Genomic DNA, 14,584 nt, shown 5'->3' on the forward strand with positions numbered 1-14,584 from the left:
CCCCGGTTACAATCCTCGCGTGAGGGGCCGGTGAACGAGGAGCAGGAACGCTTGGCGCAGAGGCTGCGCCGGGTCCGCGAGGAGGTGCGCGAGCGCGCGCTGCTCGAGCGCGATCCGGGGAGCGTGCTGCCCCCCGCCCTCTTGCCCCGCTCCCCGGAGCCCCGACCGGACGCGTCCGCACCGCCGGCGGAGGCGGCACCTCCCCCGCCCGACCCCGCGGCCGTGAACGCCCTCTGGCGGGCCGAGCCCCCGGACGCGCCGCGCAGCCTCTGGAGCCGGCTCGCGGCCCGGCTCCTCCGCCCCCGCCTGGAGGCCCAGGTGGCCTTCAACGCCCGCCAGGTCCAACTGGACAACGAGATCCTGGCCTACCTCGACGCGCGGTTCGCGGCCACCCACCGCCATTACGACGCGGTGCTCGGCCTGACCGGCCGCCACCTGACGGACATCGACGAGCGCCACCTGATCCTCCAGGAGGAACTGGTGGCCCATGTCCACGACCTCATCCGGCGGATCGACCTCGTTCTCGCGGAGGTGGAGCGCGGGCGCGTGAGCGGGGAGTCCGCGCTCAGGGACGTGCGGGCCCGACTGCGTCTTCTGGAGGAGCGGCTCCCCCGCGGATGAAGACGGTTCTGGTCTGCGCCGTCCAGGCCCCCTTCACGCTCGGGGGGGCGGAGATCCTGGTCGGAGAGCTGAGGGTCAACCTGGAGCGTCGCGGCTTCGAGGTCGACGTGGTCAACATTCCCTTCCACGGCCATCCCGTCTCCGAGCTGGTGCGGCAAGCCCTGGTCTGGCGGCTCCTGGAGGTCAGGGAGTCGAGCGGGAGGCGGGTGGACCTCGTGATCTCCACCAAGTTCCCGAGCTACCTGGTGCGCCACCCCCGCAAGGTGGTCTGGCTCTTCCACCAGCACCGAGAGGCCTACGACCTCCACGGCACCGAGTATTGCTCCTTCACGGAGAGCCCCGAGGACCAGGAGGTGCGGGCCGCGATCAAGACCATGGACGAGACGGCCCTCTCCGAGAGCCGCTCCGTCTTCACCATCTCGCGCAACGTGGCCGACCGTCTCTCGCGCTTCAACGCCCTCTCCGGTACCCCGCTTCATCCGCCCCCCCACCACCTGGGCCGCTATCGCACGGACGCCTATGGGGACTACCTCTTCTATGCGGGCCGCCTGGACCGCTTGAAGCGCCTGGACTTGGCGCTCGACGCCCTGAAACGGGTGCGGAGCGGGGCGCGCCTGAAGATCGCGGGCACGGGCCCCCTGGAGGGGGAGCTCCGGAAGCAGATCGCGCGCCTGGGCCTCGGGGACAGGGTGGACATGCTCGGTTTCGTCCCCGGGGAGACGCTGCTCGAACTCTACGCGGGCTGCCGGGCCGCCTACTACGCCCCCTTCGATGAAGACTACGGCTACGTGGCCGTGGAGTCCTTCCTCTCCAAGAAGCCGGTGGTCACCACCCGCGACGCGGGGGGCCCGCTGGAGTTCGTGACCGACGGGGAGACCGGCTTCGTGGCCGCGCCCGGACCGGAGTCGATCGCGGAGGCCATCGATTCGCTGTGGACCTTGCCCCTCCCCCGCCTGCGCGAGATGGGCGAGGAGGGCCGGCGGAGGGTCGAGGACATCACGTGGGACCGCGTGATCGATTGTCTCACCGCGGACCTGAGGTGAGGCGGTAGCCTTAGAGCGGCGCTAGAGTCTGATATCGTCTGCCTCATCGAGAGGTCTCCATGACCTGGGACAAGCGCCATGTTCCCTACGATCCGAGGCGGCCCTCCCTCTATCGCCCCGGAGACGCCGACGACTTCTTTACGCGGACCGGGGGCTGGGGCCAAGCGGCTCTTTGCGCCGAACTGTCGCGGCTCTCGTACTGCAATGATGCCGACCGACGGACGCGGAGCTTGGCGCGGGTCGGGCTCGAGGAGCAGGAGTTTCTCGATGTGGAGGGAACGCGGACCCTCATCGCCCGGGACGCGGCCCGCGTATTCGTCGCCTTCCGCGGGACGGACAATCCCAAAGCCCTTCTCCAGGACCTGAACGCACTGCCGGTCTCTTGGGAGCAAGGCGGCCGGGTTCATAAGGGCTTTGTCAGCTATTTGCGCCCGGTTCGCGACGCCCTGGCCCGGATTGTGGACGCGGCCAGAGGGCGCGAGCTCTTCTTCACCGGGCACAGCCTGGGTGCGGCGGCCGCGACCCTTTGTCTAAGCCTCTGGCCGAAAGCGACCCTCTACACGTTCGGCTCGCCCCGCGTTGGGGACGCGGCGTTCGTGGCCACCCTGCCCGCGGACCGGGTCCAGCGCTTCGTCGACTGCTGCGACCTCGTCTGCCGGGTCCCTCCGGAGAACTTGCAGTACGCCCACGTGGGTGCGCTCCGTTACATCGACCATGACGGCCTCCTTTCCGCCCCGCTCGGCCCGGAGGAGATCGAGGCCGACCAGCGAGCCGGCCGCTGGGCCTATCGACTCCGGTACGCCTGGGTCTTCTGGATGAACGTCCTCATCCGCGATTTGGCGGATCACGCACCCGTTAACTACGTGGTGGCGGTCTGAACCCTTTTTTTGCACGCGAAATGAAAGGCCGGGGGTGGCCTAAAGCGGCGCCCGCGAGGCTCCTCTCGTGTCTGGGCGTATCCCTAGTTTTCTTGGGTTGCAGCCCTATGAAAACGACACACGGTGTTCCGAACCTGGTCGAGGTTGGTCCGGGCCTCCTACGCGGCGGCCAACCGAGTGCCGAGGGGTGGAAATGGCTCAAGGAGGAAAAAGGCGTCACCGCCGTGGTCAAGCTCAACTATGAGTCCGAGGGCTCGGACGACGAGGCGAGAGGGCTTGGCCTGCGCGTCATCGTCAATTCCATTCAACCCGCGGGGCTGGATGGGAAGAGTCCGGAGGCGATCCTGAATGCGGCCATGGAGACTCGAGTCGTTCCGTCCGATGAGTCCATAGCGAGCGCGGTGCGGGCAATGGATGCGCACCCGGGCGTGATGTATGTGCACTGCACCCACGGCCAGGACCGCACGGGGCTCGTGGTGGGCGTCTACCGGGTGCTGCACGACGGTCTGACCAAGGATGATGCGTACCGGGAGATGCTCGATAATCATTTCCACGCGGGTCTGCACGGTCTGCACGAGTTCTGGGAACGGTTCGACATCGTTCGCTGGCAAGTCCTGCGCTCGTCTTGGAAGGAGTCGCCCGCGAGCCCGTAGGGAGGCGACCGCCGCCCTAGGGTTCCCCGGCGCCCGTGGCGAAGCAAGGGAGGACCGGAGACGGCGCGCACCGGCCACGTGAGGGTGTGACATGAAATACATGATGTTGACGTGCTCCCGCGAGGCGCCGAAAGGGCCTTCGCCAAGGTTGGAGGACCAAGAATCATGAGAACAACCCTGTTGCTTCGCGTGGCCTCCGTTACCTCCCTGCTCTTCGCGGCGGGACACACCCTGGGAGGCACGCAAGAGTGGTCGCCGATGGGGGAGACGGACGTGCTCCAGGCCATGAGGACGCATCGCTTCGACGTCATGGGTTTGAGCCGGACGTATCTGGACTTCTACCGGGGGTTCGGCTACACCCTGACCGTGACCCTCCTCCTCCAGGCGGTCCTGCTCTGGCAGCTCGCGTCCCTCGCCAGGACCGAGCCGAGGCGGGCCAGCCCGATGATCGCGTCCTTCGTCCTGGCGTCCCTCGCGAGCACGGTGATAGCCTGGGCCATCATCCTGCCCGTGCCGGCCTACTTTGCTGCCTTCCTCACGGCTTGCCTGGCCGCCGCCCTCCTCACCTCCTGGCGCGGGCGGTGAGGAGGCCGTGACCATGACGCGGACCCGGAAGAGTGCGCGCGAGGCCGCGGCATCCCTTGTCCAACCCGGCTGCTGGCGATGCGCCACCCTAGCGTGGCCCCGCTCCGCGAGGGAGGCATGGGTGAGGTCGCAAGGCGAGGGGCCCTCCTAAGTCTCCACCTCGAGCGCTAGTGAGGGCGGGGTCCCTCGAGGTCCCTGGGCGGGGGTGCCGCCGGTAGGCCCGTCCGCAACGAGCGTGGAGAGGAACCTTTAGTATATTAGGGAGACGTCGCGCCAGCGGCGCGGACGTGCCCAAGAGGAACCGGACCGATTCGTTCGGAGCCACGTGCGGAGGTCTCTCATGCCGCAGGGACGCGTTTCGATCTCGATGACGTTTGGCGTAATGGCTTGGCTCGTCGTCGCCCCGCGGTTGGCGCACGGCCAGACGCCCGACGAGCTGGCCCAATTTCGTCACCTGAATCACCTCCGCCACCTGCCCGCCGGCCTGGTGGCGGCCGAGCTGCGGGCGGGCGAGGAGGCGGACAACGACGCCGACGACGCCGACCGTCTGCGCGCGATACCCGCGGTGTTCGTGGGGCCGAGCGGCTCCTGTGGGCCGGGCTATCCCGCGGGTGCGAACATCGTGACCGCAGCCTGGATGCGCGGCCTCGGACTCCCCGACGAAGGCCAGCCGAACGCGAACCCGATTGATCCCCGCGACAACCCGGCCAAGAGGAATCCGCGCTTCGGGCTGCTCCTTTCCAAGAATGGCCCCACCCCGGACTGCTCCGCCGCCGTGGCCCGCATCGTGGGGACCGGCCGGAGCTTCACCATTCGCGAGCTGGGCTTCGACTACCGGATGGGCTCGCACTGCGGCGCCGGCGCTCCCCGCTTCAACATCGTGACCACCGACCAGCGGCTCTATTTCGCGGGTTGCCTGGACGGGACCAAGACGCCCGCCCCCCAGGATCCAACCCAGTGGACCCGCATCCGCTTCTCGGCCGACCAAGTCTTCCCGGCCGACCCTGCGTCGCCGCCCTTCGAGTTCGGGGTCACGGAGGTGCGCCGCCTCGTCATCAACTACGACGAAGGCACGGACATTCCGACTCCCGAAGAGCCCAGCGGTGTCGGCCTCGTGGTCCTCGACAACATCGACGTCAATGGTCAGTTGATTACCGCGGCCGGCAAGGTTCGCGAGTGACGCTGGTCGCCTGAACCAGCGCGGCCTCGAGCTCGGTTGGTGACGAAAATACGCTGGTTCGGCGGCGGCTCTCTTCCGGGCGCGGAGCTTCGATGACGCCTCTTCTCGACCCCGCGGCTGTCGGCCGCGGATGGGGTGGGGAGGAGCGGTGAGGCTCCGCGTGTGGAGCCCCGAAAAGGAGGAGAGCGCCCCCTACCTGGCGGAAATCCAGCCCCACCTGTGGCGACACCCGGAGATCGAGCCGGCCGCCGGCGAGGCGGCCGACCTCGACCTTTACCCGATCGGCGACGGCCCCGCCTTCGCCCTCCCCTACCGGGCCGCCTTGCGGCGGCCGGGGGTGGTCCTCCTGCAGGACTGGAACCTTCACGCCCTGGTGCGGGGGGAGACGCGGGAGCGGGGCGGGGTGCGGGGCTATCTGCGGGAGATGCGCCGCTCGGGCGGGGAGAGCGGCACTTTCGTGGCCCGCCAGATCGTGAGGGGCCTGGGCGGCGACCTGCTGCCCGCCCTCTTCCCCCTGAACGATCGCTTGCTGGAGGGGAGCCTGGCCGTGGTGGCTGCGACCGAGCACATCCGCTCTCGGGTCGCGCGCGCCTTGCCCGGCCGGCCCGTCCTCCACTTGCCCTTCCCTTTTCTCGTCCCCCGCCCGGGCGGCTCTCCGCGCGAGCTGGCCCGGCGGGCCCGAGGCCTGGCCGAGCGCGACCTCTTGATCGGCGCCGCCGGGGAGGCGCGGAGCCTGGCCCGCGCCGAGCAGGTCGCGGAACGCCTCCGGGGCGACTTTCCGTCCCTGCGCCTCGAGGTTCTGAGCGCCCCCGACCGGCTCTTTGACCTCGCGGCCGCGGACGTGGTGCTCGCCCTCCATGTCCCCTCGGGAGGGGGCGTCCCCCCGGAGCTGGTGCGCGCCGCCCTCTTGGGGATCCCCGCCCTGGTGAGCGCGGGCACGCCGGCGGAGGAGGAGTTCCCGGAGGGAGCGGTGGTGCCGGTGGATCCGGGACCATCGGAGGCGGCGGAGATCGAGGCCCTGCTCCGGCTCCTCCTCGTGGACCCCTCCCTCCGGCAGGCGATCGGTCGCCTGGCCCGGGAGCACGTGGAGAGCCACTCCCCGCAGCTCCTGGCCGACCGCCTGGCCGTCTTCCTGGCCGGGGTGGAGCGGGGCAAGGAGGCGGCGCTTGGGGCCCTCAACAAGGACCGCGCGGCGGAGGGGAGCCGTCTCGAATACCTCATGGAAGAGGTGCGCTGGGCGGCGCGCGATCTGGGGCTGGCGGGGGCGCGGCTGGGCCTGGAGCCGCTGCTCGCCCCCCTCGGAAAAGACGCCTCGTGAGGGCCCCCGCCCTCTCGGTGGTGATCCCGGCGTTCAACGAGGCGGAGCGGCTCCCGCCCACCCTGAAGCGGCTGAAGGAATACCTGGCCGAAAGGGAAGGGTCCTACGAGATCGTGGTCGTGGACGACGGCTCCACGGACGGGACGGCGGAGCGGGCGCTCGCCGAAGGCGGCGCCTCCGTCAGCGTCGTCCGCAACCCCACGAACCGAGGCAAGGGCTACTCCGTCCGGCGCGGGATGCTGGCCGCGACGGGGGAGCGTCGCCTCATGACGGACGCCGACCTCTCCACTCCCATCGAGGAGCTGTCGCGCCTCGTCGCCCGCATGGACGAGGGCCAGGACATCGTGATCGCCTCCCGGGCCCTTGCTCTGTCCAACGTCGAGGTCCACCAGCCCTTCTACCGCGAGAACATGGGACGTCTCTTCAACCTTCTGGTCCGCCTCCTGGTGGTGGGCGGGCTCCACGACACCCAGTGCGGCTTCAAGCTCTTCACCGCCGCCGCCGCGCAGGAGTGCTTCTCGGCCGCCCTCCTCGACGGCTTCTCCTTCGACGTGGAGACGCTCTTCATCGCCCGGCGGCGGGGCCTCAAGGTCGCGGAGGTTCCCGTGACCTGGCGGAACGACCGGGCCAGCCGGGTCGGCTTCTACCGGGGCTCCCTGGCCTTCCTGGACCTGCTGCGCATCCGCTGGCACGGCCTGCGCGGGCGGTACGGGGCTCAGGGGTTGTAGCGGATCTCCGCCCCCGCGCGGAGCTCCTTGACCCAGGCCTCGATCCTCTCGTCCAGGTCGCGGCGGGTCAGACCCTCTCGCAGCGTCTCCTCCACCTCCGCGAGGGGGGGGGCGGGGCGGCCGCGGTACTCGTCTTCGTAGGCCTGGCGGACGCGTTCGTCCGCGATGCGGATCTGGGCGCGGAAGCGGAAGTTCACGTACTTGAGGATGGCGGCCTGCCGGCGAGCCAAGCGGCGGAGGTCGGCCTCCGCCACCGCGCCTTGAAGGTCGGGCCGCGATTGAAGGAGGCCGCGCAGCGCTTGCTCCTCCTCCTCCGCGCTGACCGCGGCTTGGGGGAGGCGCGCGGCCTCCCGGAACATGAGCCATTCGTCGATGAGCTTCTCGAGGGCCCCCGCGGGATCGAGGCCGAGCACCCGCTCCACCACCCGGACCTCGGTGAGGAGGATCGGCCGGTCGTCCACCACGGCCAGGATCCGCTCCCGCACCTCCGCGCCCGCGGGAACGGCGAGGAGGAGAAGGACGAGCAGGCTAGAACGCATTCCCGACGGTGACGTGGAAGTGGTAGGGGGACTCTCCGGGCATCCGGTTGAGCTTGTACCCCCAATCGAAGCGCAGGGGACCGAAGGAGGTCTTGTAGCGCAGGCCCAGCCCGGCCGTGTAGCGCAGCTCCCCCAGATCCACGTCGGAGACGAGCGGATAGACGTTGCCCACGTCGCTGAAGGCGGCCAGGGAGAGGGAGTGGGTGGCGTCCAGGCGCACCTCGGCGTTGCCGAGGACGAGGGCGTTGCCGCCCGTGGGGTGCAGGGTCCCGTCGGAGGCGGGGGCCAGGGGCCCCGCGAAGTCCACGTCGAACCCCCGCAGGCTGCTGTCGCCGCCCGCGAAGAACCGCTCCGGCAGGGGGAGGAGGAGCGGTTGCCCCGCCCCCATGGTGCGGGCCAGACCCAGCCGCCCGGAGAGGGCGAACACCACCCGGCCCCCCAGCCGCCGATAGCCGGCAGCCTGGAAGAAGCCCTTGAGGAAATCGGCGCCCCCGAGGACATGGGTGGAGAGCTGGATGTCCGCCCCCAGGAAGGCCCCCCGGTGCGGGTCGAGGGGATCGTCCCGGGTGTCGTTGAGGATCGAAGCCGAGGGGCCGGACGCGGTGTAGGAGCGGAACTGGCGGTCGATCACCTCGATCGGGACCTGCACGTTGTAGACCCGGGTCTGCTGGAAGGCGAGGCGCAGGATCAGGTTGAGGCGGCGGGTGAGCGTGCGCGCGGTCTGGGCCTGCCCGCCGAAGCGCGTGTAGGCGAAGCTCGTCCGGTCCTCCTGCTCCCGGTAGCCGGTCACGAACAGGTCCTGCTTGTAGGCCAGGAAGTGCGGCTCCCGATAGCTCAAGAGGAAGCGGTTTCCCAGGAAGCTCGCGCGGGCGTAGGCGGAGAGCGTGCGGTCCAGGCCGAACAGGTTCCGCCGGCTCAACTCCACGCTGCCCCGCAGCCGGTCCTGCTCCGCGTAGCCGATCCCGTAGGCGATCGTGGTGGGGGGGCCTTCCCGCGCCACCACCACCACACTCTGGGGAGAGCCCCCCTCGGGGTCCAGCTCCTGGATGTCCACCCGCTCGAAGATCGCGAGCGTCCCCAGCCGCCGCTGGCTCGTCAGGAGCTTCTGCAGACCTAAGGGCTGGCCCTCCTTCAGGAGCAGCTCGCGCCGCACGACCTCCTCGCGGGTCTGCTCGAGGCCCGCGATCACCAGATGGTCCACCTCCGTGCGGGGTCCGGAAGAGACCCGCAGGGTGATGCGGGCCTCCGTGCGGTCGGCGGAGAAGACCACCTCCGGCCTCACCTCCGCCGTCAAGTAGCCGGCGTTGCGGTAGGCGGTCAGGACCGCGTTGCGCGCGCTGGCCAGCTCCCGCACGCGGTAGGGGGCCCCCTCCTTCAGGCGCAGCTCCCCAAAGCCCTCCCCGGGGGGCAGGGCGGGCGTCGCCTCGATCACGACCTCGCGGACGGTGGTCTTGGGGCCGGGGCGGACCCGGAAGAGGACGCGGGTGGGTCCGCCCCCCTCCGGGGCGTCGTCCTCCACCGCGCGGCTCGCGTAGCCCTCCTCCTCCAGCATCCGGGTGAGGGTGCGCACGTCCTCGTCGAGCAGGCGCTCCTCCAGCGGCTGGCCCGCGCGGGTGCCGAGCAGAGGCTGGGAGAAGGGCGCCCCCTCCACCCGCACGGAGGCCACGGTGTATTGCGGGCCGGGCTGGATCTCGAATACCACCGCTTGGCCCGAGGGGCGGGGCTCCTCGTGGTGCCGGACGGCCACGTTGCGATGCCCCTGGTGGCGGAAATACTCCTCGAGCTGCTCCGTGGCCTGGTCCAGGACGTCGTCCTTCACCTGCCCGTCCCGGATCAGGTCCTCGAGGTGGCGGCGCAGGCCAGCGGAGACGCGTCCGCCCACGACCTCGAGCGTGGTCCAGGCCCCGGGGGTCACCCGGAAGGTCAGGGCCACCCGGGAGGTGGCGGGGTCATAGGCTGGCTCCAACTCCACCGTGGCACGCCAGCGTCCGATCGCGACCAGCTGCTTGCGCATCGCTTCCGCCGCCTTGTCCGCCTCCTCGCGGCGGTAGATCTGGCCGGTGCGCGGCCGCATGAGGTCCTGCAGGGTGCCCGGGGCGGGGCCCCCCACGGACTCGATCAGCGCCTTCCCCACCCGGGCCCGGGGCCCCGCGCGTACACGAAAGAGGGCGTCGGCCCCCGCGAAGGGATCGGCCGCTGAGACGGCGATGGCAATGACACTGGCCTCGAGGTAGCCGTCCTTGGCGAGGGCGAGGCCGGCCTCGGTGGCCGCCTTGTTCAGCCGGTCCTGCCACAGGGGTTCCCCCATGCGGAGCCGGGCCAGCCGCCTCAGCGCGCCCGGGCCGAGCACGCGGTCCCCCTCGACTCGGATCTCCCGCAGCCGGGGAGCGGGCTTGGGCAGGAAGACCACGTCCAGCCCGTCCGGCCGGGAGTGCGTGCCCACCTCCACGTCCTCGAACTCGCCCGTGGCGTACATGAGCTCCACCGCCCGGCGCACGGCGGCGGGGTCGTAGGGCGCGCCCACCTTCAGGTCGATGTAGCGCAGCAGCCTCTCCGGGGCCGGCGCCTCAACAACCAGGGAGCGGATGATCTCGCTTTCCGGGGCGGGGCCCGGGGCGAGGGCGAGAAGGGCGAGGACGGCCAGCGTCATTTGGTGTGTCGGAGCAGGATGTCGAAGCCGAGGCCGTCCAACTGCGATTGGGTGAGGAGGATGGAAAGGCGGTCGGAGAGGGTGTACTCCACGGACAATACCGGACCGTCCACCCCCCGCAGGTCCACGGAATAGAGCACGCTCAGGTCCGCGGTCAAGCGCTTGCCCACGGTGAGGCGGGCGGTGGGGTTGGTGGTGGCCCCCCGCAGCAGCGCGGGGTCGATGGAGAAGCGGTTCAGGCCGAAGACCCGCTCCGCGCCGCGCTCCAGGCCCACCTCTTCGGCCAGCCGGCCCGTGGCCAGGGAGGCCGCCCCCGTGGCCGCCAGCTGCCACTGGGCGGACTGGGCCTGGGTCAGGCTGGCCACCGCGCTCTCGTCCGCCCCCGCCAGGAGGTTGAGGATCTGCAGAGCGGCCAGGGGCGGGTCCGAGGTGAGGGTGGAGTTGATGTTCTTCAAGGTTCCGCCAAGCTTGAGCGTGATCTGGTAGGAGCGGACCCGCGTCTCCGCCTCGATGTTGAAGAGGGGATCCGTCCGTTGGGGATTGGAGAAGACGATGGTCCCCCGGCGGATGACGTAGGTGCGGCCCTGGAAGTACACCCTCCCGCGATCCACCTCCGCCCGGCCCAGGAGCACGGGCGCGTCGAAGGTGCCCTGGACCACGAGGTCGGCCCGCGCCTGGAGGGTGGCGAGGTTGTTGTCGATGTGGAGCGTGCCCGGAGCGCGGACCTTCAAGTCATAGCGCACCCCCTCGCCCAGCGACTCGGGCTGCTCGAAGCCGCCCCCCCCGGACAGGAGCTCGGTGGCCAGGTCGTAGCGTCGGGTCCAAACCGCTTGCTTCACGTCCACGGTGCCCGTGATCCACTGGCGGCTGGCGTCCCCGAAGAGCCTGAGGTCGGCGTCGATCAAGCTGCGCAGCCCCTCCGGGTAGCGCAGGGCCATGTCCCGACCCGAGGGCCGGATGTCGAAGGACTTGAGCTGGCCCGCCGCGTAGGCGGCCTGGCCCTCGAGCTCGACCGCCCCCCCGGCCAGGGTGCCGGTGAGGCCCACGAGCTCCGCCGCGGACTCCGTGAAGCGCACCGTCCCGTGCACGTCGTCGAGGCCGTGGGGGAACCCGCGCACCCGCACCCCCGCCCCTTCGAGGGTGAGGGTGCCCGCGAGCTTGGGGGCCCCGAGCGTGCCCCCCACCTCCACGGCCAGGCGGGCCGCCCCGCGCCCCCGCAGGTTGCGCATGATCACGGAGAGCGTGCGCAGGTCGGCCGCTCCCTTGGCGCCCACGCGGAGGGGACCCTGGCCGAGAAGGTCGGCCCCTCCCTCCACGACCAGGTCCGTCCCCTCCCCCGCCATGTGCACCGCGCGCAGGTCCAGGTGTCCACCGGCCACGGTCACGTGCAGCGGCTCGCGGTTGCGGATCGGGTATTCCGGCAGCTGCACCTGCACCTCGGGGAGGGTGGCGTCCAGGGCGAGGTCGCGGGGCGCGCGCAGGGGGCCGCGGATGTCGAGGCTGCCCGTGGCCACGATGCCGACGAGGGAGGGCAGGGAAGGGAAGGGAGCGCGGAGGAAGGGATCCAGACTCGTGTCCCGGGCCTCCAGACGCAGGGCGCCCTCGTAGGGGGCGTCCGCCCCCACCGTCCCCCCGAGGCTCAGGTCCACGCGTGGAGAGCGGCAGCGCGCGGTCACTGCCAGCCGTCCGTCTCCGGAGCCGGTGAGGGTGGCCTCGAGCGACCCCAGGCCCTCGTCGCCCACGAAGAGTCGCGGCGAAGAGAGCGACCCCCGCAGGCGGGGGCGGGTCAGGGGGCCCTGGAGGGCGATCCGGCCCGAGACCCTCCCCCCGAAATGGATCTGGGGGGTCAGGGGGGGCAGGACCGAGTCCACGTCCACTCCCTCCACCTCCGCGGCCCCGTCGTAGAGGCCGTCGTCGCTCAGGGAGCCTCGGAAGCGCACGCCTCCCCCCCCGATGCGGGCGAGGCCGGAGGTGATCTCGGTCAGGGGACCGCGCCAGCGCGAGACCACGGCCAGGTCCGCATAGGGGATCCCGTAGTACCGCCCCTCCGGGCTCGTCACGCGCGCGGAGCCGTCGGGGGCGCTGCGTCGTCCGCGGATGGTGGCGTCGCCGGAGAGCAGACCACCCAGGTTCAGCTTCCAGTCCAGCGCCTTCGCGACGTCCGCCGCCGGCCAGGCCCGGAGGCGGACGCTCAAGTCGTTGCCGTCGTGAGCCCCGTAGTCGCCGGTCTCGGCCCGGCCGTCCAGCCAGATCTCACCCCCGCCCCGGCGCAGCACGAGGGAGCGCGAGCTCACCGAGTCGGCGTCCAGGACCCCCACCCACTCCGCCCCCCCCCACGCCACGCCCCGGTAGCCGAACTCCTGGCCGGTGAAGCGCCCCCCGAACACCGGCAGCTGCAGCGTTCCCGTCCAGCGGCCGTGGAAGACGCCGCTGCCGCTGACCCCGGCCAGCTCGGGGGCGGGGTTGCCGAGGGCCCGCCGGAGGCGCCGGAGCAGGTCGTCGGTGTCGGCGAGCGCCGTGCTCTCCCCATCCAGGGCCAGGTCGGCGCGGTCGTCGACCTCGATCCGCCCGGAGAGTCGGGCCCGGGTGGCCGGGGTTTTGAGGTCGGCCAGCTCCAGTTTCTCCACCCCCTTTTCCGCGCTCCACTCGACGCGGCCGGAGAGGGGCGTGCGGAGGTCGGCGCGGGGCTCGAGGTCCATGGCGAAGCGCCCCGAAATCTGGCGCGGCTTCCCCTTGGGCCAGCTGACCGCGAAGTCTCCGCTGGTCCCCGCGCCAAGGCCCATCTCGCCCACGTCGAAGATGAGCCGGATCAGGCCTTCCGCGTCCACGCCTCGCAGCGGCCCACTGAGCCGCACCGCCTCCGGCCCGTTGGGCACCTGGATGTCCAGGGTGGCGGTCCCGCCCAGGGCCTCGAGCTGCAAATCGTGGAGGTCGAGGCCGTCGCCGTCGTACTTCAGGAGGCCCCCGAAGCGGGGGACGCTCATGCCCTTGAAGACCCCCCCCGTCCCCTCCGCGCGCCCCTCGATGCGCAGGTGCGAGCCGTCGACGGACAGGAGCCCGTCCCAGCGCGTGGCGCCCTTCAAGCCGAAGCCGGTGCGCATGACGTGGCGGTCCAGCATCTCCAGGTCGACGGGACCGGTGAGCTGGAAGCGGCCCTGCGGCCGCGCGGCCAGGCGGATCTGCCCGTGGTAGGCGAGGTCCGTCCCGGGCGCGCGCAGGTGCGCGGAGGGCACCGTAATCAGCCCCTGGTTAAGGCTGAGGTCGATCTCGGTGCTCATGACCAGGGGGGGAGCGGTGCCGAACTGGAGCTTCCCGGGGCCGAAAGAAACGTTTCCCTCGAGGCCACCCCCTCTCCGCGCAAGGAGCCGACCGTGGAAGTCGGGCAGCTCGAGGTCCAGCGGCACCCGGGCGTGGTCGACAATGAACTCGCCCTGCTGGATGACGACCCGGCTCACGCTCACGTCCAGGCCGCCGCCCCCGCCCCCGTTTCCCATGCTGGGGATGTCGTCGCCCCCCGGCCCCTCGGGAGGGTCGGGGAAAGCGTGGACGCGCACCTTCAGGCCCTCCGCCCGCACCCGGGAGAGGACAAGGCGGCGCCCCCAGAGGGCAGCCAGGCTGGGGGTGACGACGGTGCGCGGGATCTCCAGGAAGGGCGGGGCCTCGGGAGTGTAGCCGCCCACCCGGAGGTCTAGGATCTCCGCCTCCAGGGGGACGAGGTGGAAGCGCACGCTCCCCACCGTGGCCGGACGGTGGAAGAAGCCGGCCAGGCCGGACGCGATCGCGTCGCGGGACCAGCCGGCGAGATGGGCAAAGGCGTAGGCCAGACCGGCCAGGAAAAGGACGGCCAGCAGCAGCAGTCGGCGGCGGCGGGTCAAGGCACCCCCGCCTTCACTCCACGACGACGAGCAGGGCCCCGGTCTCCACCGCTTGGCCCTCGCGCACCAGGAGCTCCTTCACCCGCCCCGCCCGGGTCGCCCGGAGCTCGTTTTCCATCTTCATGGCCTCCACCACCACCAGACCCTGCCCCGCCTCGACCGCCTGGCCAGCCTCGACCAGCAGCCGCACTAGCTTGCCGGGCATGGGCGCGGTGACGCGCACGGGACCGGCCTCGGCTCTGGCCCCGGGGAGAGCCACCCGGCCCGCGGCCAGGAGCTCAACCTCCACAACCTCGTGGTCGAGAACCACGGTGTACCCCCGAGGCGTGGTCAGAAGGCCGACCTCGTAGCTGCGCCCGTCGACGAGCAGGCTCAGGAAGTGGCGCCCCGTCTCCTCGAGGTCCACCTCGAGCGGACGGCCATCGAGGATCACCGTGTAGCGCCCGCTCTTGCCTCGCACCTCCACCCGCAGGGTGCGGCCGTCCACCGCGGCCTCGAACATCATGAGGATGCA

12 protein-coding genes are annotated in these 14,584 nt (G+C 71.2%); 8 read left to right on the top strand and 4 right to left on the bottom strand.

Annotation, left to right across the window (positions count from 1 at the left end):
* Positions 1-30 precede the first annotated feature (30 nt).
* From VN461_19255 to VN461_19290, 8 genes are all read left to right on the top strand, one after another.
* Complete coding sequence (locus tag VN461_19255) at positions 31-621, top strand: hypothetical protein (protein HXB56909.1); 591 nt, start codon at positions 31-33, stop codon at positions 619-621.
* Positions 618-1,664: a glycosyltransferase family 4 protein gene (locus VN461_19260; GenBank protein ID HXB56910.1), complete on the top strand. Its 1,047-nt coding sequence runs from the start codon at positions 618-620 to the stop codon at positions 1,662-1,664. Before VN461_19255 ends, VN461_19260 begins: the two co-directional genes overlap by 4 nt.
* A 59-nt stretch (positions 1,665-1,723) precedes the next feature.
* Complete coding sequence (locus VN461_19265) at positions 1,724-2,542, top strand: lipase family protein (GenBank protein ID HXB56911.1); 819 nt, start codon at positions 1,724-1,726, stop codon at positions 2,540-2,542.
* A gap of 107 nt (positions 2,543-2,649) precedes the next feature.
* Positions 2,650-3,195, top strand: a complete 546-nt coding sequence (locus VN461_19270) for a tyrosine-protein phosphatase (GenBank protein HXB56912.1) — start codon at positions 2,650-2,652, stop codon at positions 3,193-3,195.
* Positions 3,196-3,360: 165 nt separating this feature from the next.
* Complete coding sequence (locus VN461_19275; protein HXB56913.1) at positions 3,361-3,780, top strand: hypothetical protein; 420 nt, start codon at positions 3,361-3,363, stop codon at positions 3,778-3,780.
* Positions 3,781-4,120: 340 nt separating this feature from the next.
* Positions 4,121-4,960: a hypothetical protein gene (locus VN461_19280; protein HXB56914.1), complete on the top strand. Its 840-nt coding sequence runs from the start codon at positions 4,121-4,123 to the stop codon at positions 4,958-4,960.
* A gap of 148 nt (positions 4,961-5,108) precedes the next feature.
* Positions 5,109-6,278 (top strand): hypothetical protein, encoded by a 1,170-nt coding sequence (locus VN461_19285; protein ID HXB56915.1) that lies wholly within the window; start codon positions 5,109-5,111, stop codon positions 6,276-6,278.
* On the top strand, positions 6,275-7,006 hold the full coding sequence (locus VN461_19290; GenBank protein HXB56916.1) for a dolichyl-phosphate beta-glucosyltransferase: 732 nt from the start codon (positions 6,275-6,277) through the stop codon (positions 7,004-7,006). Before VN461_19285 ends, VN461_19290 begins: the two co-directional genes overlap by 4 nt.
* On the opposite strand, the gene VN461_19295 is transcribed toward VN461_19290, so the two are convergent.
* Genes VN461_19295 through VN461_19310 form a run of 4 tightly spaced genes read right to left on the bottom strand, consistent with a single transcriptional unit; the run spans position 6,994 to position 14,575 of the window.
* Entirely contained in the window at positions 6,994-7,545 is a 552-nt protein-coding gene (locus VN461_19295; protein ID HXB56917.1) for a hypothetical protein, read from the bottom strand. The two genes, VN461_19290 and VN461_19295, sit on opposite strands and share 13 nt — an antisense overlap.
* Positions 7,535-10,195, bottom strand: coding sequence for a BamA/TamA family outer membrane protein (locus VN461_19300; GenBank protein HXB56918.1), 2,661 nt, complete (start codon positions 10,193-10,195; stop codon positions 7,535-7,537). Before VN461_19300 ends, VN461_19295 begins: the two co-directional genes overlap by 11 nt.
* Positions 10,192-14,070, bottom strand: a complete 3,879-nt coding sequence (locus tag VN461_19305) for a translocation/assembly module TamB domain-containing protein (GenBank protein HXB56919.1) — start codon at positions 14,068-14,070, stop codon at positions 10,192-10,194. Before VN461_19305 ends, VN461_19300 begins: the two co-directional genes overlap by 4 nt.
* A gap of 13 nt (positions 14,071-14,083) precedes the next feature.
* Entirely contained in the window at positions 14,084-14,575 is a 492-nt protein-coding gene (locus VN461_19310) for a biotin/lipoyl-containing protein (GenBank protein ID HXB56920.1), read from the bottom strand.
* Positions 14,576-14,584 lie beyond the last annotated feature (9 nt).

This window comes from Vicinamibacteria bacterium, from assembly GCA_035570235.1.
Classification (GTDB): domain Bacteria; phylum Acidobacteriota; class Vicinamibacteria; order Fen-336; family Fen-336; genus DATMML01.

Coding starts and splice junctions, on each gene's coding strand:
- VN461_19260 (HXB56910.1), top strand. CDS start 618: ATGAAGACGGTTCTGGTCTGCGCCGTCCAGGCCCCCTTCACGCTCGGG.
- VN461_19265 (HXB56911.1), top strand. CDS start 1,724: ATGACCTGGGACAAGCGCCATGTTCCCTACGATCCGAGGCGGCCCTCC.
- VN461_19270 (HXB56912.1), top strand. CDS start 2,650: ATGAAAACGACACACGGTGTTCCGAACCTGGTCGAGGTTGGTCCGGGC.
- VN461_19275 (HXB56913.1), top strand. CDS start 3,361: ATGAGAACAACCCTGTTGCTTCGCGTGGCCTCCGTTACCTCCCTGCTC.
- VN461_19280 (HXB56914.1), top strand. CDS start 4,121: ATGCCGCAGGGACGCGTTTCGATCTCGATGACGTTTGGCGTAATGGCT.
- VN461_19295 (HXB56917.1), bottom strand. CDS start 7,545: ATGCGTTCTAGCCTGCTCGTCCTTCTCCTCCTCGCCGTTCCCGCGGGC.
- VN461_19300 (HXB56918.1), bottom strand. CDS start 10,195: ATGACGCTGGCCGTCCTCGCCCTTCTCGCCCTCGCCCCGGGCCCCGCC.
- VN461_19310 (HXB56920.1), bottom strand. CDS start 14,575: ATGATGTTCGAGGCCGCGGTGGACGGCCGCACCCTGCGGGTGGAGGTG.